Consider the following 19,972-nt stretch of genomic DNA (forward strand, 5'->3'; position numbering starts at 1 on the left):
GCTTCCATGCCTATCGTTCCTGATGAAAAGGACTGGACCTGGGTCCTGACCCGTCCATGCCCGGAATGCTCCTTCGACGCCTCCACCGTGACGCCTTCAACAGTCCCCGGCACCATCGACAGCATGCTCCCACGCTGGCGCGCAGTACTCCGGCGTCCTAACGCCGCCGAGCGCCCGGACGACCACACCTGGTCCGCCCTGGAGTACGCCTGCCACGTCAGGGATGTGTTCAGCCTCTTTGACCAGCGGTTGAACCTCATGCTGCATTCAGACGACGCCAGGTTCGACAACTGGGACCAGGACCAGACGGCTGTGGACAAGGACTACGCCAATGCGGACACCGCTGTGGTCAGCGCCGAATTGACGGCTGAAGGGAAACAGGCGGCGGAGTCCTTTGCCGCCGTCCGCGAAGCAGAGTGGGGACGCAAGGGGCTGCGCAGCAACGGCTCGGAATTCACCGTCCTGACGTTGTCCCAGTACTTCCTGCACGACGTCATCCACCATCTTCACGACGTGGACGGCTGATTCCATGCTCTGAACCCGCATGCCTGGGCTGTGCTCCGAACAAGCGGTTCTCAGTAGGCGTGTTCCATGGCCGGCGCCAGCACCAATCGCGCATCCTCGGGCTGGATGTCGGCCGGGTTGTGGGTCACGAGCACCACGGTGCGGCTGCGCAACCCCTGCCGCAGGTCGGCCAGCATGGCTCCTGCCGATTCCGCGTCCAGGTGGGCCGTTGGCTCGTCCAGCAGGATCACCTCGGCCCCGGTCATGAGCGTGCGGGCCACCGCCAGGCGCTGACGCTCCCCGCCGCTGAGGAAGGCACCGCCCGGGCCGATCCGGGTTTCCAGACCCGCCGGCAGCCGCTCCAGCAGTCCGGTCAGGCCTACCGACGCAAGGGCAGCCAGCATGTCGTCGTCGGTGGTTCTTCCCCGGCCCGCTGTCCCGGGGGCAGGCCGGCCCAGCTGCAGGTTCCCACGGATCGTTGAATCAAAGAGGTGGGCTTCCTGCGGGCACCAGGCGGCCCGGCCGGTCACGCCGATCCGGCCCGCGTCAACCGGCAGGAAGCCGAGCAGGACCGACAGCAGGGTCGACTTCCCCGAACCCGAGGGACCCGTGACGGCGAGCCACCGCCCGGGCTCCGCCACGGCGTTCAGCCCGGAAAACACCGGAGCACCCCCGGGCCAGGCGGCAGAAAGGCCGTGCAGTTCGACGCCGGGAAGGCCGCCCGGGCGGGCAGGAACGGTCTGGAGACCGTCACCGTCGGCCGCGCCGGAAGCATCGCGTACGCCTGCCTCCCGCTTGCTTTCAGCCAGGGCCCCGGACTCAGCGACGCGCTGCATGACTGTCCGCAGCGCAGGAAACTGGCGCACCGCCGTCGTCATCGCTGCGAAGGGTTCCACCAACGCCAGGAGCAGCAGGACCACTACGGCAGCCGTCGCCGGAGAGAGCTGGCCAGCGAGCACCGCGGGGCCCGCCAGCGAGGCGGCTGCCAGGGCCGCGGCTCCGCAGGCTGCGGTGGTGAGTGCCTGGCCCAACCCGTCAGCCCAGGCCGAGCGCTGGGAAGCCCTGGTGGCTTGCCGGTCCTCGGCGCGCAGGTCGTCCAGAACCCGGGCAGCGGCGCCGTTGGCGTGCAGTTCTGCCCGGGCGTCGAGGGCAGCCGATACGCGGCGCAGGACCCCCGAGCGCAGCAACTGCTCCGCCGTCGCGGACCTGCGGTCGCCCCAAAGGGCCACTGCCGGGGCGATCAGGAGGCTCGCAACGCTGGCGGCGATCACGGCAGGAAGCGCAGCCGGGACCAGCAGTGACGCGGCCACCAAAGCCACTGCGGAAACCGCGAGCGCTGTGACCGGCGGCAGGACAACGCGAGGCAGGAGGTCGCGGACGGTATCGACGTCGTCAATCACCGTTCCGAGGACGTTGCCGCCCTGCAACAGGCGGCGGAGCGGCAGTGCGCGCCGGCTCAACGCCTCCCACAGCCTGCCGCGCAGGCGGGTCAGTGCCGCGAACACCGCGTCGTGCAGGAGGAGGCGCTCACAGTACCGGAGAACAGCCCGGCCGATCCCGAAGAACCGGACGCCAACAATCGCTGTCAGCAGGTACAGGATGGGCGGCTGCTCGCTGGCGCGGATGATGAGCCAGCCGGACAGCCCGGACAGGGCGACGGCGAAGACCGCCGCCAGCGTACCCACCAGGGCCGCGGCCGTGAACTTGCCCTTCACCGGCGCCAGGAGGGCTGCGAGCAGTTGTGCTGGGCTGGATTTCCTGACGCCAGCCATTGCGCCGCCATCCGCGGCAGCCTTTGCCCTGGCGGGTATCTCCGGCTTGCCGGCAGTCGTCGGACTGCCGGAGGGGGCGACAGCAGCAGCCGAGGCCGCAGCCGTGTAAGGCTGAACAGTATCCGCGGGCTGTGCGGCCGTGGCGGTCAGGCCGTGTCCGCCGCCCACGGGCACCAAATGTTCCGCGAGGGCGCGGGTACGTTCCTCATGAGCCACCAGGATGACCGTCACCTGTCCCCGGAGTTTCGCGACGGCGTCTTCCACCAAGGCTGCCGACTCGTCATCCAGGTGTGCCGTAGGCTCATCCAGCAGCAGGACGGTGGCGCCGGCCGCGATCCTGGCCAAGCCGCGGGCCAGGGCCACGCGGCGCAACTCCCCCGGGCTCAGCTCTGCGGGGTGCTTCGCGGCCAGGTGTCCGGCTGCAGCGCGGCCCAGGCAGGCCCGGGCAACAGCTTCCATCTCCTGGGGCCGGTGTTCAATGGATTCTTCCGTGCCGGAGTGGCTGCCCAGGTAGAGCACGATCTCATCGAGGACGGTCTCCGCCACCATGACCGGATGCTGCGGAACCCAGGCAATCCTGCTGCGGTCCATACCGGTGATGGTGCCGCTGACCGTTGTGCCTGCACCGTGGCCGATGGTCCCGGCGAGGACCCCCAGCACCGTGCTTTTTCCGGCGCCGCTAGGCCCGTCAAGGGCGGTGATCCTGCCCTGGGGTGCGTTGAAGGTGAGGGGGCCGACGGCGGGCCGGGACCTGCCGTCGTAGCGCACCGTCAGCCCCGTGACGGTAACGGGAGCACCGGGCTTGCCCGCCTTCGCAGCGGGAAGCGGCTGCGGCTCGGGCGCTACCGTGACTGCCGTCGTCTCGGCAAGCGCCACCCGGCCGTCGTCGCTGGCATGGTGTGCGGTCCCCAGTTCACGCAACGGAAGGTAGCAATCCGGCGCCAGGATCAGGGCCAGGAGGCCTGCCTCCAGCGGCATGTCTCCGTGGACCAGGCGGACACCGATGAAAACAGCCACCACGGCCACGGAGATGGTGGCAATGAGCTCAAGGGCCAGCGCCGATAGGAACGCCGTCCGCAATGTTCCCATGGTGCGCGCGCGGTACTCCTCTGAGATTTCCTCGAGTGCCCTCCGCTGGGCCGTGGCGCGTCCCAGGCCCACCAGGACCGGCAATCCCTTGGCGAGCTCCAGCATGTGGGTGGAGAGCCTGGCGAGGGAGGCCTGCGCGTGGCGGACATTGTCCTCGGTGTACCGGCCGATCAGCACCATGAACAGCGGCACCAGCGGAACGGTCAGGACCACCACGACTGCACTGACCCAGTCTGCAAAGAGGATCCGCGCCCCCACCAGGAGCGGGATGGCGGCGCAGTTCACCAGCGCGGGCAGAAACTGGGTGTAGTAGCTGTCCAGCGCATCCAGTCCGCGGGTGGCCAGTACCGCCAGTCCGCCGTCGGCCGGACCCGTGCCGCGGACATCGTTGCGAAGCGCCCTTTCCAGCAAGCCGGAGCGCAGTTCCTCCTTGATGCCCAGCGCGGCCCGGCGGGCTGCGACTGCCTGTGCCCAGACCGTCAGGGACCTCAGCACCACGCCGGCCATGCCAACGGTAATGTGGTCCGCCCAGCCCGGGTTGCCCGCCGCGAGTCCGGCCAGTACCGAGGCCACAGCCTGGCCGATCAGGACCAACGACAATGCCTTGAGGGCTGCGAGGAGGCCCAGCCAGTAGATGGCTGAACGGGTTGCCGGGCCAGCCGGGAAAGTTGGACGCATGTCAGCCCTTGGTGGTGAAGGCCCTGGCGGCGATGGCCGGCAGGAAGGTGTGGGCTTCCGGGATGTGTGCAGCACTGACCCGCCGGCGGAACACCCAGTAGGTCCAGGCCTGGTACGCGATGACCAGGGGCAGGCCGAACGCCGCCACAACACTCATAAGGCCCAGAGTGTAGTCCGAGGACGAGGCATTGGAAACGGTGAGGTCGAAGGCCTCGTTCAGCGTGGAGGGCAGTACCACCGGGAAGACGGCGCCGAAGATGGATGCCATGCCCAATGCAAGGAAGGCTCCCAGCGCGATAAATGCCTTGCCCTCCGCTCCCCTGCGCCCCATGGTCCAGGCGGCAGCTGCCGCGGCAACCGCCAGCAGGACCAGCGCCCAGGACCACGGCTTGCCTTCAAGGAACTGGATGCTGAGCGCCCAGCCGGCAATCGGCAGGAGAAGGGCGGGGAGCAGCCGGACGAACCACTTCCGCGCGCGGTGCCGCACGTCGCCGTCGGTCTTTAATGCCAGGAAGGCGAGTGCGTGCACCAGCGAGAATCCCACCACGGCCAGCCCGCCCAGCACGGCGTAGCCGCTGAACCAGGCAAGCGGCCCGCCTTCACGGTCCCCGTTGGCGTTCAGGGGAAGGCCGGTGGTGGTCAGGGCCAGCGCTGCGCCCACGCCGAAGGCCGCGAAAAAGGAGCCCAGGGCAATAGCCCAGTCCCACCGGGTCCGCCACTGGTCCGTGTCCACCTTGCCGCGGTACTCGAAGGCCACGGCCCGGAAAATCAGGGCAACCAGGACCACCAGCAGCGGCAGGTACAAGGCGGAGAACAGCGAGGCATACCAGAGCGGGAAGGCGGCAAAGGTTGCTCCGGCGGCGGTCAGGAGCCACACTTCGTTGCCGTCCCAGACCGGGCCCACGGTGTTGAGCAGGACGCGGCGCTCGGTATTGTTCCGGGCGAACAGCTTCATCAGCATCCCGACGCCCAGGTCAAAGCCCTCAAGGAAGAGGTAGCCGGTCCACAGCACCGCGATGGCAATGAACCAGATGGTTGGCAGCAGTTCCATTCTTCATTTCCTCTGCTCTTCGTTGGCGCGGACTAGTAGGCGAACGCGAGGACGTCGTCGGCGGGTTTTCCGCCGCCTTGGCCTCCCTGGCCGGGGGTGGCGTCCTCGTTTTCGTCAACGGGTGCGTGAACCAGTTCAGGCATGGCGGACGCCACGCCGCCCCGGATGTACTTGACCAGCAGTTTCACTTCCACCACGAGCAGTACGCCGTAGATGGCTGCCAGCGTGACGAGGGACGCCAGCAGCTCCCCTGCGGTGACGCCGGGCGACACTGCCGCGGCGGTGAACATAAACACCTGGTCGATGCCGTTGGGATCAGGGTTGGGCGCCACCACAAAGGGCTGGCGGCCCATCTCGGTGAAGATCCAGCCGGCGGCGTTGGCTCCGAATGGGGCAAGGATTCCGAAGACGGCGAGGCGCATCAGCCACCTGGATTCGGGCACGGTTCCCTTGCGGGTCAACCACAGTGCCACCAGGGCCGCCAGGGCGGCGATCCCGCCGAAACCGATCATCATGCGGAAGCCCCAGTAGGTAACCTCCATAACGGGAAGGTAGTCGATTTCCTGACCGGCGCGCTCGCCGTAGATGGGGTTGTCCGGCAGGTGGGTTCCGTAGGCTTCCTTGTACTGGGGCAGGAGGCTGTTGACGCCCTGGACCTCGGTGGTGAAGTCGCCCTTCGCAAGGTAGGACAGGATGCCGGGGACCTCGATCAGCGCCACGATGTCGTCGCAGTTCTGCGAGCCGAGGTTGCCGATGCTCAGGACCGAGAAGCCGGTGCCGTCGTGGCAGGCAGCTTCTGCGGCCGCCATCTTCATGGGCTGCTGCTCGAACATCAGCTTGCCCTGGAGGTCTCCGGTCAGGGCGGTTCCGGCGAAGGAGATCATGGCCACCACGGCGCCGATGCGCAGCGACCGGATCCAGACTTTGTAGTCGTTTCTGTCCCGGCCAGGGATGTCCGCTGCTTCGCCGGGGATTACCTTGCCGTCGGCACCCACGGTGTCGACGCCGTCGCGCCGCCTGCGCCACAGGTGGTACCAGGCGATGCCAAGCAGGAAACCGCCTGCAACGGCGAGGGCGCCGAACAGTGTGTGGGGAACTGCGACGAGTGCGGTGTTGTTGGTGAAGACTGCCCAGGCGTCCGTCATGACGGGCCGGCCATCGATCATTTCCACCCCTACCGGGTGCTGCATCCAGCTGTTGGCCACGATGATGAAGTACGCGGAAAACACGGAGCCTATAACGGCGATCCAGAGGCAAGCGAGGTGGATGCCCGGCTTCAGCTGCTTCCAGCCGAAGATCCACAGGCCCAGGAAGGTGGACTCCACAAAGAAGGCAAGGAGCGCCTCGAGTGCGAGCGGGGCCCCGAAGACATCGCCCACGAAGCGGCTGTATTCGCTCCAGGCCATTCCGAACTGGAACTCCTGCACGATGCCGGTGGCCACGCCCATGATGAAGTTGATCAGGAAGAGCTTCCCCCAGAACTTGGTCATCCGCAGGTATTCAGGTTTTCCGGTGCGGTGCCAGGCAGTCTGGATCACTGCCACTACCAGCCCCAGTCCGATGGTCAGCGGGACCATCATGAAGTGGTAAACGGTGGTGATGCCGAATTGCCAGCGTGCGATTTCCAGAGCGTCCAAAGCGTCCAAGGCGGTCCCTACTGTCAGCCGGTGCAGGTTTTCTACGTTCTGTAGAAACTCTAACTTCTACAAAGTGTAGAACAGCGCCGGGGCGGTGTAAAAACGTGCTGCTTCTCCCGCTAAGGATGCTTCCCGGGCCGCGGCCGCTCCTGTTCTACCCAATGTAGAAAGTGAGGCGGAATCGAGGTAAATTGGTTCCTGTAGGTGAAACACACGCATGGAGTCACCGCGGCCTCACGGCTGCGGTGCGGGGGGAAACAAAGGAAAAGTGCAATGGCGAGTCTTGGTGAACTGGAACGGGCAGTGATGGATCTGCTCTGGGCGGGCCATGAAGCAGCCACCGCAAACACTTTGCGGGACCGGCTCGCTCAGACGTCGGCGGGCCAAGGCGGGGCGGCCGGGCACGAAGGCAAGGAACTCGCCGTCACCACGGTACTCACCGTGCTGTCCCGGCTGGAGAAGAAGGGCCTGGTGGAACGCGAACGCGGCACCCGTCCGCACCGCTACCAGGCAGTGTCCAGCCGCGAGGACCACACGGCCGAACTGATGCACGAGGTACTGGGGTCGGCTCCGGACCGCGAGGCCGTGCTGGCACGATTCATCGGATCCGTTTCCGAAGGTGAAGCCGAGACTCTGCGCAAACTGCTTGGCCACTTCTAACGGACCATGTTCTGGGCCTCATACCTGCTGGCGGTCCTTGCGATAGTCCTGGCGTGGCCGGTACCTATCCTCCTCTCGAGGGCGCAGTGGCCCGCGCGCTCCCCTTTTACGGCCATGGTGCTGTGGCAGGCCATTGCACTGGCTGGCGGGCTGTCCATGATCGGCGCCATGCTGGTGTACGGCCTGGAGCCCATCGGCGACAACCTCCTCGCCGGCCTCCGGTCCCTTGCGGGGATGGTGCTGTATAACGCGCCGACTACTGCCCTGGGCTTCTGGCACATCTTCGCGCTGTCCGCCGCGGCCCTGCTGACGGCCCACCTGGTATTCACTCTCTTGCTGACGTATTACAAGATCGAACGCCAGCGGCGGCGCCACCGCGAACTCCTCGCGCTCCTGGCTTCACCATCCGCCGAAGGGGCCGGGACACTGGTCATCAACCACGATTCGCCCGTGGCGTACTGCCTTCCCGGCGGCGCGCGGTCAGTGACGGTACTGTCCGACGGCCTCATGGCAGCGCTTGAGCCTGCCGAACTCCGGGCTGTCCTGATCCATGAAAATGCACACCTGAGCCAGCGGCATCACCTGCTGCTGTGGGCCTTCGCCGCCTGGCGCCAGGCGCTCCCCTGGCTGCCCACCACCCGCCTCGCCCAGGAGTCCGTCAACTCCCTGATTGAGATGCTTGCGGACGACGTCGCCCTCAGGACCGAAAGCAAGGCCACGCTTATCAAGGCCATCGCGATTGTGGCCAGCGGATCCCCCGGGGCTGCCCGTGACGCCGAGCTTCAGTCCGGCGGGCCAGGCCTGGCCCTTGCCGGCATCGACTCCGCGGCAGGAACGTCCGGCTCGGACTCGGCCCGCACCACAGCCTCGCGCGTCAGCCGGCTGCTCTCCCCCCAGCCGCAGCTGCCCTCCCCGGTCCGCAGCCTGGTGCTGGCCAGCTGCGTCCTCCTGCTGGCGCTGCCCACAGCCCTGCTCGTGGTACCGGGCCTGCTGGGCTGACACCCGGCGTCATCCGCCAGCCTCTCCGCGTCCCGCCGCCGTTCTGCGGGCACCCTTTTCCTCGCTGCCGTCCCCGTACTTCCGCTGTCAGGCGTCGATGCGTTCCCGGTCCAGGCTGGCTGCGCCGGCGATGATGAAATCCTTGCGCGGCGAAACGTCCGAACCCATCAGCAGGTCGAAGATCTCCTCCGCCTGCTTCGCGTTCTCGATCCCCACCTTGCGGAGGGTGCGGTGCCGGGGGTCCATGGTGGTCTCGGCCAGCTGCTCAGCGTCCATCTCGCCCAGACCCTTGTAGCGTTGGATGGGCTCCTTGTACCGTTTGCCCTCCTTCGCCAGCCGGGCGAGCAGCACGTGAAGCTCGGCCTCGGAGTAGGTGTAGATCATTTCGTTGGCCTTCTGGCCGGCGTTGATCACTTCCACCCGGTGCAGCGGCGGCACGGCGGCAAACACCCTGCCCTCCTCGATCATGGGACGCATGTAGCGGAAGAAGAGGGTGAGGAGGAGCGTGCGGATGTGCGCGCCGTCCACGTCAGCGTCTGTCATCAGAATGACCTTGCCGTACCGGGCGGCGGAGATATCGAAGCTGCGGCCTGATCCGGCGCCCACCACCTGGATGAGGGCGGCGCATTCGGCGTTCGAGAGCATGTCCCCCACGGAGGCCTTCTGGACGTTGAGGATCTTGCCGCGGATGGGCAGCAGGGCCTGGAAGTCCGAGGACCTTGCCAGCTTGGCGGTTCCCAGCGCCGAGTCGCCTTCCACAATGAAAAGTTCGGAACGTTCGACGTCGTCCGTGCGGCAGTCAGCGAGCTTGGTAGGCATCGAGGAAGTTTCCAGGGCATTCTTGCGCCGTTGGGTTTCCTTGTGCACGCGGGCCGAGATGCGCGATTTCATCTCGCTGACGATTTTCTCCAGGAGCAGCGCGGACTGCGCCTTGTCATTCCGGTTGGCAGACGTGAGCTTGGCGTTGACCTCCCGTTCCACCACCCTGGACACAATGGCGCGCACGGCGGAGGTGCCGAGGATCTCCTTGGTCTGGCCTTCAAACTGCGGCTCGGCCAGGCGTACGGTCAGGACGGCGGTGAGGCCGGCGAAGATGTCGTCCTTTTCGATCTTGTCGTTGCCGGCCTTGAGCTTGCGGGCGTTGTTCTCCACCGCTTTGCGGAAAGTCTTGACCAGGGCCTGCTCAAAGCCCGACTGGTGGGTTCCGCCCTTGGGCGTGGAGATGATGTTGACGAAGCTGCGGACGGTGCTGTCGTAGCCGATCCCCCAGCGCAGCGCCACATCAACTTCGCAGTCGCGCTCCACCTCGGCGAGCTGGCTGTGCCCCCGTTCGTCGAGTACGGGAACCGTCTCCTTGAACTTTCCGGAACCGTGCAGCCGCCACACATCGGTGACGGCGGGATCGGCGGCAAGGAATTCGACGAACTCGGAGATGCCGCCGTCGTGGTGGAAGACCTCCTCATGGGGGCCGGCTTCGCCGGGTGTTCCCGGGACCTTGCGCTCGTCGCGGACGGTCAGCTTAAGGCCGGGCACCAGGAAGGACGTCTGGCGGGCGCGGGCGGCGAGTTCCTCATACGAGAACTTGGCATCCGGGGTGAAGATTTGCCGGTCTGCCCAGTAGCGGATCCTGGTTCCCGTGACGCCCCGCTTGGCCTTGCCCACCACGTCCAGCACCGAGTCGTCCACGAACGGGGTGAACGGCGCGGCCGGATCAGCCTTTGAGCCCGTGTCCTTGAAACGGCCGGGCTCGCCGCGGCGGAAGGACATCTTGTACGTCTTGCCGCCGCGGTCCACCTCGACGTCGAGGCGGGAGGACAGCGCGTTTACCACGGAGGCGCCCACGCCGTGCAGACCGCCTGAAGCGGTGTAGGAGCCGCCGCCGAACTTGCCGCCGGCATGGAGCTTGGTGAAAACCACCTCAACACCGGTAAGGCCCGTTTTCGGCTCCTTGTCGATGGGGATGCCGCGGCCGTCGTCGTGGATCTCCACAGAGTTGTCCGCGTGGAGGATGATCTTGATGTCGTGGCCGAATCCGGCCAGTGCCTCGTCCACCGAGTTGTCGATGATTTCCCACAGGCAGTGCATCAGGCCGCGGGAGTCAGTGGAACCGATGTACATGCCCGGGCGCTTGCGGACGGCTTCGAGGCCCTCCAGCACAGACAGGTGCCGGGCAGTGTAATCAGAGCTTGGTGCCACTGGTGATGAACTCCTTCAGGGACGGAAAAAGCGGGCTGGGGTCGCTCCTCCAAGGGTAGTCGGCCCGGCGTGGCAGCTCCGACTGCCACACCCCGGGGAGGGTGTGCACCGCGCCACTGGCGCGCTTTCCGCGGGGGCGTGCGCCTGTCTTGATTCATTCTTGCGGCTACGCGCACAGCGAACTTGCCCCATCCTTGCGATGGTTTTGTTACGAATGCTGGTTATATAGACGTACTGATCTACTAAGGAGGCCGACATGACAACAGCAGTGGCAGACCGCACACTCAACGCACTGGACCGGTGCGATCGTTGCGGAGCCCAGGCATATGTCCGGGTTGTACTGGAGTCCTCCGGCGGTGAGCTGCTTTTCTGCGGCCACCACGCCCGTGCCGTTGAGGCAACGCTCAAGCCTTTGAGCTCCGACTGGCACGATGAGACGGGGAAGCTTCACGAGAAGGCTGCCGTAGAAATCGACTAGCTTTCGTGAAGTTGTTGGGACCCTGCCGGAAGGCGGGGTCCCAATCTCTTTAAGCAGACCGAACAATTGAGGGCACCAGCCAAAAAAGCGGCCCGCCGGTTACCGTGCCCGTCATGGGCGCGGCAGCGGGCGGGCCGCCTTTGTTGTGTCCTGCTTCTAGTCCAGGTAATCCCGCAGCACCTGCGACCGCGAGGGGTGGCGGAGCTTGGACATGGTCTTGGATTCGATCTGGCGGATACGCTCGCGCGTCACTCCGTAAACCTTGCCGATTTCGTCTAAAGTCTTCGGCTGTCCGTCAGTCAGGCCGAACCGCATGGCCACAACTCCGGCCTCGCGCTCCGAAAGCGTATCCAGCACGGAGTGGAGCTGCTCCTGGAGGAGCGTAAAGCTCACGGCGTCAGCCGGAACCACTGCCTCGGAGTCCTCGATGAGGTCGCCGAACTCAGAGTCGCCGTCCTCGCCCAGGGGCGTGTGGAGCGAGATGGGCTCGCGGCCGTACTTCTGGACTTCCACGACCTTCTCGGGAGTCATGTCCAGTTCGAGCGCCAGTTCTTCGGGCGTGGGTTCGCGGCCGAGGTCCTGCAGCATCTGGCGCTGGACGCGGGCCAGCTTGTTGATGACTTCAACCATGTGCACCGGAATACGGATGGTGCGCGCCTGGTCAGCCATGGCACGGGTGATTGCCTGGCGGATCCACCAGGTGGCGTACGTGGAGAACTTGAAGCCTTTGGTGTAGTCGAACTTCTCCACTGCACGGATGAGGCCGAGGTTGCCTTCCTGGATCAGGTCCAGGAACAGCATGCCGCGGCCGGTGTAGCGCTTGGCCAGGGAGACCACCAGGCGGAGGTTGGCCTCCAGCAGGTGGTTCTTGGCGCGCTTGCCGTCGTGGATGATGAACTCAAGCTCGCGCTTGTACTTCGGATCCATGGACCCGTCGTCGGCGTTGATCTTTTCTTCGGCAAACAGTCCGGCTTCGATCCGGAGTGCAAGGTCCACTTCCTGCTCGGCGTTGAGCAGGGCAACCTTACCGATCTGCTTCAGGTAGTCCTTAACGGGGTCGGCCGTAGCTCCGGCGGACATGACCTGCTGGACAGGTGCGTCGTCGTCGTCAGCGTCAGAGTAGACGAAGCCTTTGCCCGAACCGGCTGCTCCCTTGACGGGATCAGCTTCGGCGTCCTCTTCAACGGCGTCGGGTCCGTCGAGGACGCTATCGTCGGGCTCCTCCTCGACATCTTCTACTTCGTCGGCGTCCGATTTCCCGGCGGCCTCAGCGGCGGCCTTGGCGCCGGGCTTTGGTCCGCGCTTTTTGGGCGCGGGCTTGCCGTCCGCACCGGCTTCACCGGCAGAAGCCTTGTTGGCTGCCCGCGTGGCGGCCCGCTTGGCGTTTGTTGCCGCCTGCTTCTCCTCGGCGGACAGTTCGTCCTGGGCGGCGGGGTCCTTCTTCGTGGAAGACGGGGTCACAAAAAACCTTTCTAGCGGTGGTCTGTGGAATCGCCATACGGGCAACACCACTATGACCCTGTCAAGTCCGTGGTGAAAACCAAGCGCCACCACGGCCGGCAGAGTCTATAAATAGAACTGCCGGAGCGGCCGCAATGTTCCCAAAAAGGGTTCATTACCAGCACTTGATACACGGACCCAACCGGGTCTCGGCAACCATTGTCTCACGGTTTCCCCAAATCCGGCCTAACCGGCCGTCCTGCCGCCCACACTTCAGGCAGCGTCCGGCCCGAACTTCTGCCAGGCAGCCTCCTTCCGCGCCGCCCAGCCGCACACCGTACCCCGGCGGACCAACTCGAGCAGCAGCTCCGCAAGCCGGTAGCCGGGCTCTATTTCAAGGGCCTCCCCCAAGTACGCGGCCGAGTACGAGCCCCGCCCGCGGCACCACGCGATCCAGCCCCTCCCCGTCAGGGCAGCCGCTGCCGACGGTCCACCGAGCAGGGCGAGGTGCTCCAGGACGAGATCGAGGGCATCAAGACTGCGCCATTGCGGAACTGCAGGATCATGCCCCATCAGGACGTTTCCGTAGCCAGGAGTTCCAGCCTGATGGCCGGGCATCAGCAGGCCTTCGGTGCAGAAGTCAGCTGCTGCGAAGGACATGGCATCAGGCGCATTCGCTGCTGATGGCACTTCATCTGGCCTTATCTGTTCCGCCGCAGGCGCCACTGGCTCCAGCCGCGCGTCATCACTGAAGGTCCCGAACTCTTCGGCCCCGGCTGCTGCCGCGGCTCTGCCGGCCGCCGCCATCACCAGGACAGCATCGCGCCAGGCGGGCACCAGGAGTGTTGCCCGCAGGAAAGCGTCACGGTGCACCGAGACACGTTGCAGGTGCTCGGCCGGCCGGGCGAGCATCGCCTCCCACTGTCTCAGCACCGCGGCGAACTGCGCCCGGCTCTGCCGCCGAAGGTCCAGCTGGGCCGACCACACGGCCTCCGCCTCCAGCACAGCCGCGCCGTGGAGTCCCGGTACGGGGCCGGCCGGGTGCCGCTGTTCGGGGGCTGGTCCTACGCTGCTTCCCCGGAACACCATCTCAGTGTTGAGCAGGCTGTCCCGGATTTCCTGGATGGGACGCGCCGGCGGGCAACCGGCGGAGCCGGTACAGCGGGCGTCCCGCCAGTACTGGTCCCCCACATACCAGGCGTCCCTGACCGGCATTCCTGCCTCACACAGGGCCAATTCCAGTCCGTCGAGCAGTGCGTCGTAACAGCCTGGCCCCGCCAGCCAGCCATTGTTCGTAAAGAGGGCCAGGAGGGTGCCGTCAGCATTTTCGTCTGCCTCCAGGTACCCGCACACTGTCCGGGCGAAGACGGTGGGATCGGCAAGGACATGCTGTCCGGGAAGATCCAGCCGCAGCGTGGCGCCGAGCCTTTTGCCCTGCAGCGTCATGGCCACGAGGCTCCCCGACGGCCAGTATCCCAGCGAGTGGGGGATGAAACTGAGGATGTCTTCCGGGCCGCGGACTGTGAGGGGTTCTGGAGGTGTCATGGCTCCAGCATTCGCCGAAGACGGGCTCTTCGACAGCGCTGAATGCGCTAAGTGGACAAGCTGCAGCTATGTGGATAAAGCCGGCCCGTGGAGGACCAGTCAGTCGTCCGAAGCCGCCGCACGGCTCCGCCGGGCCAGGTTCTCCCGGCGCTGGCGGGCCAGCGCGCTGCGGAGGGGCGGGACAACAACACCCTGGGCGGCCATCTGCCTCCGGACTTTGCGGCGGCAGACCAGAATGGCTGCGGTTCCGAGGCCGAGCAGCAGGAACTGGACACTCAGTGCAATCCGGAAGGGGTCCAGCCCGTACAGGACTCCGTTGGAAAAGCCGCTTGCATACAGCAGGTCCAGAACCAGGCCAATCAGGAAGATTGCGATCAGCGCGGCGATGAATCCGCCCACGTTGACGATGCCCGTCGCGGTGCCGATCCGGTGCGCCGGGTTGAAGGTGCGGGCGAAATCGAAGCCGATCATTGAGCCGGGTCCGCCGATGGCCAGCACCACCACCAGTCCCGCCAGCAGCCACAACGGCGAACGCCCCGGAGTCAGCAGGACAGCGGCCCAGGCTCCGGCGGTGGCGGCGGCGATGAGCAGGACCATGGTTGAGCGCCGCAGCGGGTGGCGGGAAACGAAGCGGCCAATAAACGGTCCCACTGCCATGGCGGTGGCCACATAGAGGGCCATGAGGGCGGCCACCGTTCCGGCGTCGAGGCCCTGCCCGGAAAGAAGGAACGGGTAACCCCAGGTCATCGCGAAGACGGTGCCGCTGAACTGGATGGTGAAGTGGCTCCACAACCCCAGCCGGGTCCCCGGCTGGCGCCAGGCACGGGCGAGGGAAACTCCGGTTGCCTTCAGCCCCTGCTGGGCCTGCGGCCGCGGGACACCGGGGGGCACGTCCTGCAGGAGGAGCAGGACCAGGACGACGGCGAGTCCCGACATCCCGGCCAGCATCAGGAACGCGGGGGTCCAGCCGGAAGCGTGCAGGACGAAGGCGAACGGGATCACACTGAACAGCTGCCCCAGCTGGCCGGACATCCCCGTCAGCTGGGTCACCAGCGGCACGCGGGCGGGCGCAAACCAGAGCGGGATCAGGCGGATCACCGAGATGAAAGTCATGGCATCCCCGGCGCCCACCAGGACCCGACCAGCGACGCCGCCCGGAATGCTGTCGGCGAAGGCCAGCTGGAGCTGGCCCAGCCCCATCAGCACGGCACCGCCGGCGATCATGGCCCGTGAGCCGAACCGGTCCACCAGCAGGCCCACGGGGATCTGGAGGCCGGCGTAGACCAGCAGCTGGAGGACGGTGAAGAACGAGATTGCCGACGCACTGGCGTGGAAGCGTTCGGTGGCCTCCAGGCCCACCACCCCGAAGGACGTGCGCTGCGAAACGGCTACAAGGTACCCGAAGACGCCAACGGTCCAGATCAGCCAGGCGCGGGGTGCAGTCACCTCTTCATTATGCCCGGACGGCAGTGCAGGTCCCGGCAGCAACCCATTCCACCTGCCAGCCCGCCTGCTGGCCGGGGTACAGAACCGCCGGACCCTAGTGGCCGGGGTTCTCGCGTGCGAGGTAGGCCTCTACGGCAGCGCCCAGGACGTCCGCGTTGGGCAGCTCGTCATTTTCGTCCGCAAGGAGCGATCGGCGGACCGTGCCTTCGGCCTTTTCGTCGTACCGGGTCTCGAGGCGGGAAACCACCTGCTGGACTTCCTCGGAGGCATCAATCTGCTCGGCAATCTGGCGGCTGACTTCCCGGCCGGCTTCGCGGAGCCGGTCCGAGGGAAGCATCAGCGACGTGGCGGCACCCAGGTATTCAAGGCCTGCGACGGCGGCAGTGGGGTATTCAGCCTCGGCAAGGTAGTGCGGCACGTGGATGACGTAACCGGCCACGTTGCGGCCTGCCTCCACCAGGCGGAGCTCCAGGATGTGGCCCACCGCTGCGGGGACTTCCACGGTTGGCTTCCACACGGAGATGCCCTCGATCAGTTCAGGCCTGTTGCCGTGCACCGTCACACCCACCGGACGGGTGTGGGGTACCGGCATGGGGATCGAATGGATCCAAGTCACCAGGTTGACGTCCAGCTTCTCCACAATGCCCACCACTGCACGTGCAAACCGTTCCCACTGAAGGTCCGGTTCAAAACCTGCCAGCAGGAGGAAGGGATTACCCAGCCCGTCGATCAGCCGGTAGAGGGCGAGCCGGGGCTCCTGGTAGTCCTGAAGGTGGTCTTCGACGAACGTCAGGTGCGGCCTGCGCGACCGGTAGTCGATCAGCTGGTCGGCATCAAAGACTGCAACCGGCTCGGCGTCGAGCGTGTCCAGCAGTTCCGCATTGATCTGCTTCACCACGTGCCCGGCGTCGGCAAATCCGGTGAAGCCCATCACCAGGTTCAGCCCACGGAGGGCAGGGCTGTGGAACAGCTCGATGTTGCTTGCATAAAGCGCATCGGGGTCCAGCAGGGAGCCGGAAAACCGTTCAAGCACGGCGTGTTCCTTTCATCGGTGCGGGGGACATCTTTTACAACGCCGCAGGACAGCCGCACATTCCTCCCGCTGGTGTGGCGCACCTCTCAGGAAATACACCGGCCCGGCCGGGGACGGGCTACGATCGGAACTGGCCTGCCAGACGGGCTTGCAGACACCCGGACCGCGTCCCGAACGATTGCATCCGGGCATCCATGGCAGAGCGCCGAACATGCACCCCTGCCCGAACATCTCTCGAGAATTGAGGACTGATCCCTGTGGTCAAGAATACTGAAATCAACCTTAGTACCCTCTCAAGGGACCTGAAGAAGAGCCCCAGTGACGCAGTGGTCATCGGTGTGGGAAAAGGCACTGACGGGCCGGTCCTCCTGGAGAACCCCCTGACGGCCAAGTCCGCAGAGGCCCTCGCCGGTTCCCTCACGTCCCTGGGCGTCACGGGCGCCGCCGACCAGATAGTCCGCCTCCCCGGCCTGCCGGAGACGGGCGCCGGCATCCTGGTCCTCGCGGGCACCGGCAAGGTTTCGGCAGCGGAGCCCCTCACGGGCGAGGCACTCCGCCGGGCGGCAGGTTCCGCCGTGCGCCAGCTTGCCGGCCTCGCAACGGTGGTTCTGGCCCTGCCGACGGCGTCAGTTGCCGACGTGGCGGCGGTCGCCGAGGGTGCCGCCCTGGGCGCCTATTCCTTTACCGAGTTCCGGTCATCAAAGGACGGCCTGAAGGATCCGGTTCGAAACGCGGTCATTTTCACGGAGCACGCCGAAAACAACGAAACCGGCGCCGCGCTGAAGCGTGCCGCCCAGATCGGCAAGGCAGTCAACGCCACCCGTTCGCTGGTGAACCAGCCGCCCAGCCACCTTTATCCGGAAACCTTCGCCGAGGCCGCGAAGGACCTGGCCAAGGGCCTGCCCGTGAAGGTTACCGTCTGGGACGAGAAGCGGCTCGAAAAGGAAGGCTTCGGCGGCATCATGGGCGTGGGCAAGGGCTCCACCCGCCAGCCGCGGCTGGTTAAGGTGGAGTACTCCCCTGCCAAAGCGACGTCGAAGATTGCCCTCGTCGGCAAGGGCATCACGTTCGACACCGGCGGCATCTCCATCAAGCCTGCCCTCGGCATGGGCGACATGAAGAGCGACATGGCGGGCGCCGCCGTCGTGCTTAACACTGTCCTGGCCCTCGCCGGACTTGGCCTGCCGGTCAAGGCGACCGCCTGGCTCTGCATCGCCGAGAACATGCCCTCCGGCGCTGCCTCACGCCCGGCGGACGTCCTCACCATGTTTGGCGGTAAGACTGTTGAAGTCCTGAACACCGACGCTGAGGGCCGGCTGGTCATGGCGGACGGCATTGTGGCTGCCAGCCGGGAGTACCCGGACGCCATCATCGACGTCGCCACCCTCACCGGTGCGCAGCTGATCGCCCTGGGCAACCGCACCGCCGGTGTCATGGGCTCCGACAGCGTGACCGGGCCCGCTCAAGGCGGCAGCCGACCGGGCAGGGGAGCTTGTGTGGCCCATGCCGCTTCCCGAGGAATTGCGTCCCAGCATCGACTCCCAGGTAGCAGACCTCGCCAACATCGGCGAACGCCACGGCGGCATGATGACAGCTGCCGTTTTCCTGCGCGAATTCGTGGGTAAGGGCAAGGACGGGGAGCAGATCCCCTGGGCCCACATCGACATCGCCGGGCCTTCCTTCAACAACGGAAGCCCCTATGGCTACACCCACAAGCAGGGCACGGGCTGCACCGTGCGGACCTTGGTGGCCTATGTAGAGGACATCCTGGCCGCAGCGGCCTGACTCTTTCGGCCGCGTCCGGCCGCCACGGGGGCCCTGCGGTGTGGGGAATGTTTCCTGCACCGCAGGGCCGCGTGACACTGGACACAAGCGCTCCACAAACGCGGCGCCAAGGTGGAGCATGGATAAGTGGTTCGCTAAGGTGAACCACGGTAGTCACAAATGCAAGAGAACCGGCCTGCTGGCATAATCACGGCAGTGTAAGTTCCAAGACCAGATGATGCGCGGAGATCGCGTCATCGTTCACGCGAGGGAGCGTTTAAGTGGCCGATCAGGCAACTGCGCAAGAATTCGACATCCTGGTACTCGGCGGGGGCAGCGGCGGATACGCCGCCGCACTGCGGGCCGTACAGCTTGGCCTTACCGTCGGCCTCGTGGAGAAGGCAAAGCTGGGCGGCACCTGCCTCCACAACGGCTGCATCCCCACCAAGGCGCTGCTGCACTCTGCAGAGCTCGCCGACCACGCCCGTGACTCCGCCAAATACGGCGTGAACGTCACCCTTGACGGCATCGACATCACGGCCGTCAACGCGTACAAGGACGGCATCATCGCCGGTAAGTTCAAGGGTCTCCAGGGCCTCATCAAGTCCAAGGGCATCACCGTCATCGAGGGTGAGGGCAAGCTCCAGGGCACCGACACCGTTGTGGTGAACGGCACCGCGTACAAGGGCAAGAACATTGTCCTGGCCACCGGCTCGTACTCACGCACCCTTCCGGGCCTGGAAATCGGCGGCAAGGTCATCACCTCTGACCAGGCCCTGACCATGGACTCCATCCCCAAGAGCGTCATCATCCTGGGCGGCGGCGTCATCGGCGTCGAGTTCGCTTCCGTTTGGAAGTCCTTCGGCGTGGACGTCACCATCGTGGAGGGCCTGCCCTCGCTGGTGCCCAACGAAGACGCCACCATCGTCAAGAACTTCGAGCGTGCGTTCAAGAAGCGCGGCATCAAGTTCTCCACCGGTGTGTTCTTCCAGGGCGTTGAGCAGAACAACGACGGCGTCAAGGTCACCCTGGTGGACGGCAAGACGTTCGAAGCCGACCTGCTGCTCGTCGCCGTCGGCCGTGGCCCCGTCACCGCCAACCTGGGCTACGAGGAAGCCGGAATCACCATCGACCGCGGCTTCGTTATCACCAACGAGCGCCTCCACACCGGCGTCGGCAACATCTATGCCGTCGGCGACATCGTCCCCGGCGTGCAGCTGGCCCACCGCGGCTACCAGCAGGGCATCTTCGTGGCCGAGGAGATCGCCGGCCTGAAGCCGGTGATCGTTGAGGACATCAACATCCCCAAGGTCACGTACTCCGATCCCGAAATCGCCACCGTTGGCTACACCGAAAAGGCCGCCAAGGAGAAGTTCGGCGAGGACCAGGTCCAGACCCAGGAATACAACCTCGCCGGCAACGGCAAGAGCTCCATCCTGGGCACCTCAGGACTGGTCAAGCTGGTCCGCCAGAAGGACGGCCCCGTGGTGGGCGTCCACATGATCGGCGCCCGCATGGGCGAGCAGGTTGGCGAGGCCCAGCTGATTGTGAACTGGGAAGCCTACCCTGAGGATGTTGCCCAGCTGGTGCACGCCCACCCCACCCAGAACGAGTCCCTGGGCGAAGCCCATCTGGCACTCGCTGGCAAGCCGCTTCACGGCTAGTCTCCCCCCAGCACCA

At 65.9% G+C, this 19,972-nt stretch carries 13 protein-coding genes and 1 pseudogene; 6 read left to right on the plus strand and 8 right to left on the minus strand.

Annotation, left to right across the window (positions count from 1 at the left end):
* Positions 1-6 precede the first annotated feature (6 nt).
* The gene (locus tag QFZ70_RS10385) at positions 7-525 is read left to right on the plus strand and encodes a DinB family protein (protein WP_307095400.1); all 519 of its coding nucleotides are present in this window, start codon (positions 7-9) and stop codon (positions 523-525) included.
* Positions 526-575: 50 nt separating this feature from the next.
* On the opposite strand, the gene cydD is transcribed toward QFZ70_RS10385, so the two are convergent.
* The 3 genes from cydD to QFZ70_RS10400 are packed head-to-tail and all read right to left on the minus strand — an operon-like array spanning position 576 to position 6,731.
* Positions 576-4,043, minus strand: coding sequence for a thiol reductant ABC exporter subunit CydD (gene cydD, locus QFZ70_RS10390; RefSeq protein ID WP_307095401.1), 3,468 nt, complete (start codon positions 4,041-4,043; stop codon positions 576-578).
* 1 nt (position 4,044) lies between these two features.
* A complete protein-coding gene (gene cydB, locus QFZ70_RS10395) occupies positions 4,045-5,094 on the minus strand; it encodes a cytochrome d ubiquinol oxidase subunit II (RefSeq protein WP_307095402.1) in 1,050 nt (349 codons plus the stop codon).
* A 32-nt stretch (positions 5,095-5,126) separates the two neighbouring features.
* Positions 5,127-6,731, minus strand: coding sequence for a cytochrome ubiquinol oxidase subunit I (locus tag QFZ70_RS10400; protein ID WP_307097851.1), 1,605 nt, complete (start codon positions 6,729-6,731; stop codon positions 5,127-5,129).
* Between the two features lie 273 nt (positions 6,732-7,004).
* On the opposite strand from QFZ70_RS10400, the gene QFZ70_RS10405 reads away from it, so the two are divergent.
* Both QFZ70_RS10405 and QFZ70_RS10410 read left to right on the plus strand, forming a co-directional pair.
* Positions 7,005-7,391, plus strand: a complete 387-nt coding sequence (locus tag QFZ70_RS10405) for a BlaI/MecI/CopY family transcriptional regulator (protein WP_307095404.1) — start codon at positions 7,005-7,007, stop codon at positions 7,389-7,391.
* 6 nt (positions 7,392-7,397) lie between these two features.
* Entirely contained in the window at positions 7,398-8,390 is a 993-nt protein-coding gene (locus tag QFZ70_RS10410) for a M56 family metallopeptidase (RefSeq protein ID WP_307095406.1), read from the plus strand.
* Between the two features lie 87 nt (positions 8,391-8,477).
* On the opposite strand, the gene QFZ70_RS10415 is transcribed toward QFZ70_RS10410, so the two are convergent.
* Entirely contained in the window at positions 8,478-10,586 is a 2,109-nt protein-coding gene (locus QFZ70_RS10415) for a type IIA DNA topoisomerase subunit B (RefSeq protein WP_307095408.1), read from the minus strand.
* Positions 10,587-10,842: 256 nt separating this feature from the next.
* Here QFZ70_RS10415 and QFZ70_RS10420 point away from each other — a divergent pair, with 256 nt between their 5' ends.
* Positions 10,843-11,064 (plus strand): hypothetical protein, encoded by a 222-nt coding sequence (locus tag QFZ70_RS10420; RefSeq protein ID WP_013600696.1) that lies wholly within the window; start codon positions 10,843-10,845, stop codon positions 11,062-11,064.
* 156 nt (positions 11,065-11,220) lie between these two features.
* On the opposite strand, the gene QFZ70_RS10425 is transcribed toward QFZ70_RS10420, so the two are convergent.
* From QFZ70_RS10425 to QFZ70_RS10440, 4 genes are all read right to left on the minus strand, one after another.
* On the minus strand, positions 11,221-12,525 hold the full coding sequence (locus QFZ70_RS10425; protein ID WP_307095410.1) for an RNA polymerase sigma factor: 1,305 nt from the start codon (positions 12,523-12,525) through the stop codon (positions 11,221-11,223).
* A 252-nt stretch (positions 12,526-12,777) separates the two neighbouring features.
* Positions 12,778-14,049, minus strand: a complete 1,272-nt coding sequence (locus QFZ70_RS10430; RefSeq protein WP_307095412.1) for a DUF4192 family protein — start codon at positions 14,047-14,049, stop codon at positions 12,778-12,780.
* Positions 14,050-14,148: 99 nt separating this feature from the next.
* Positions 14,149-15,495, minus strand: coding sequence for a nitrate/nitrite transporter (locus QFZ70_RS10435; RefSeq protein WP_307095414.1), 1,347 nt, complete (start codon positions 15,493-15,495; stop codon positions 14,149-14,151).
* A gap of 94 nt (positions 15,496-15,589) precedes the next feature.
* Positions 15,590-16,528 carry a proteasome assembly chaperone family protein gene (locus tag QFZ70_RS10440; protein ID WP_307095416.1) on the minus strand — a complete coding sequence of 313 codons (939 nt, stop codon included), beginning with the start codon at positions 16,526-16,528 and terminating at the stop codon, positions 15,590-15,592.
* Positions 16,529-16,785: 257 nt separating this feature from the next.
* On the opposite strand from QFZ70_RS10440, the pseudogene QFZ70_RS10445 reads away from it, so the two are divergent.
* Together QFZ70_RS10445 and lpdA are read left to right on the plus strand one after the other, a co-directional pair.
* Positions 16,786-18,313, plus strand: a pseudogene (locus tag QFZ70_RS10445) (leucyl aminopeptidase).
* A gap of 260 nt (positions 18,314-18,573) precedes the next feature.
* Entirely contained in the window at positions 18,574-19,956 is a 1,383-nt protein-coding gene (gene lpdA / locus QFZ70_RS10450; RefSeq protein ID WP_307095418.1) for a dihydrolipoyl dehydrogenase, read from the plus strand.
* Positions 19,957-19,972 lie beyond the last annotated feature (16 nt).

Origin of the sequence: Arthrobacter sp. V1I9, from assembly GCF_030817075.1 — a bacterium.
Classification (GTDB): Bacteria; Actinomycetota; Actinomycetes; order Actinomycetales; family Micrococcaceae; genus Arthrobacter.

Coding starts and splice junctions, on each gene's coding strand:
- QFZ70_RS10405 (WP_307095404.1), top strand. CDS start 7,005: ATGGCGAGTCTTGGTGAACTGGAACGGGCAGTGATGGATCTGCTCTGG.
- cydB (WP_307095402.1), bottom strand. CDS start 5,094: ATGGAACTGCTGCCAACCATCTGGTTCATTGCCATCGCGGTGCTGTGG.
- QFZ70_RS10385 (WP_307095400.1), top strand. CDS start 7: ATGCCTATCGTTCCTGATGAAAAGGACTGGACCTGGGTCCTGACCCGT.
- cydD (WP_307095401.1), bottom strand. CDS start 4,043: ATGCGTCCAACTTTCCCGGCTGGCCCGGCAACCCGTTCAGCCATCTAC.
- QFZ70_RS10420 (WP_013600696.1), top strand. CDS start 10,843: ATGACAACAGCAGTGGCAGACCGCACACTCAACGCACTGGACCGGTGC.
- QFZ70_RS10410 (WP_307095406.1), top strand. CDS start 7,398: ATGTTCTGGGCCTCATACCTGCTGGCGGTCCTTGCGATAGTCCTGGCG.
- QFZ70_RS10430 (WP_307095412.1), bottom strand. CDS start 14,049: ATGACACCTCCAGAACCCCTCACAGTCCGCGGCCCGGAAGACATCCTC.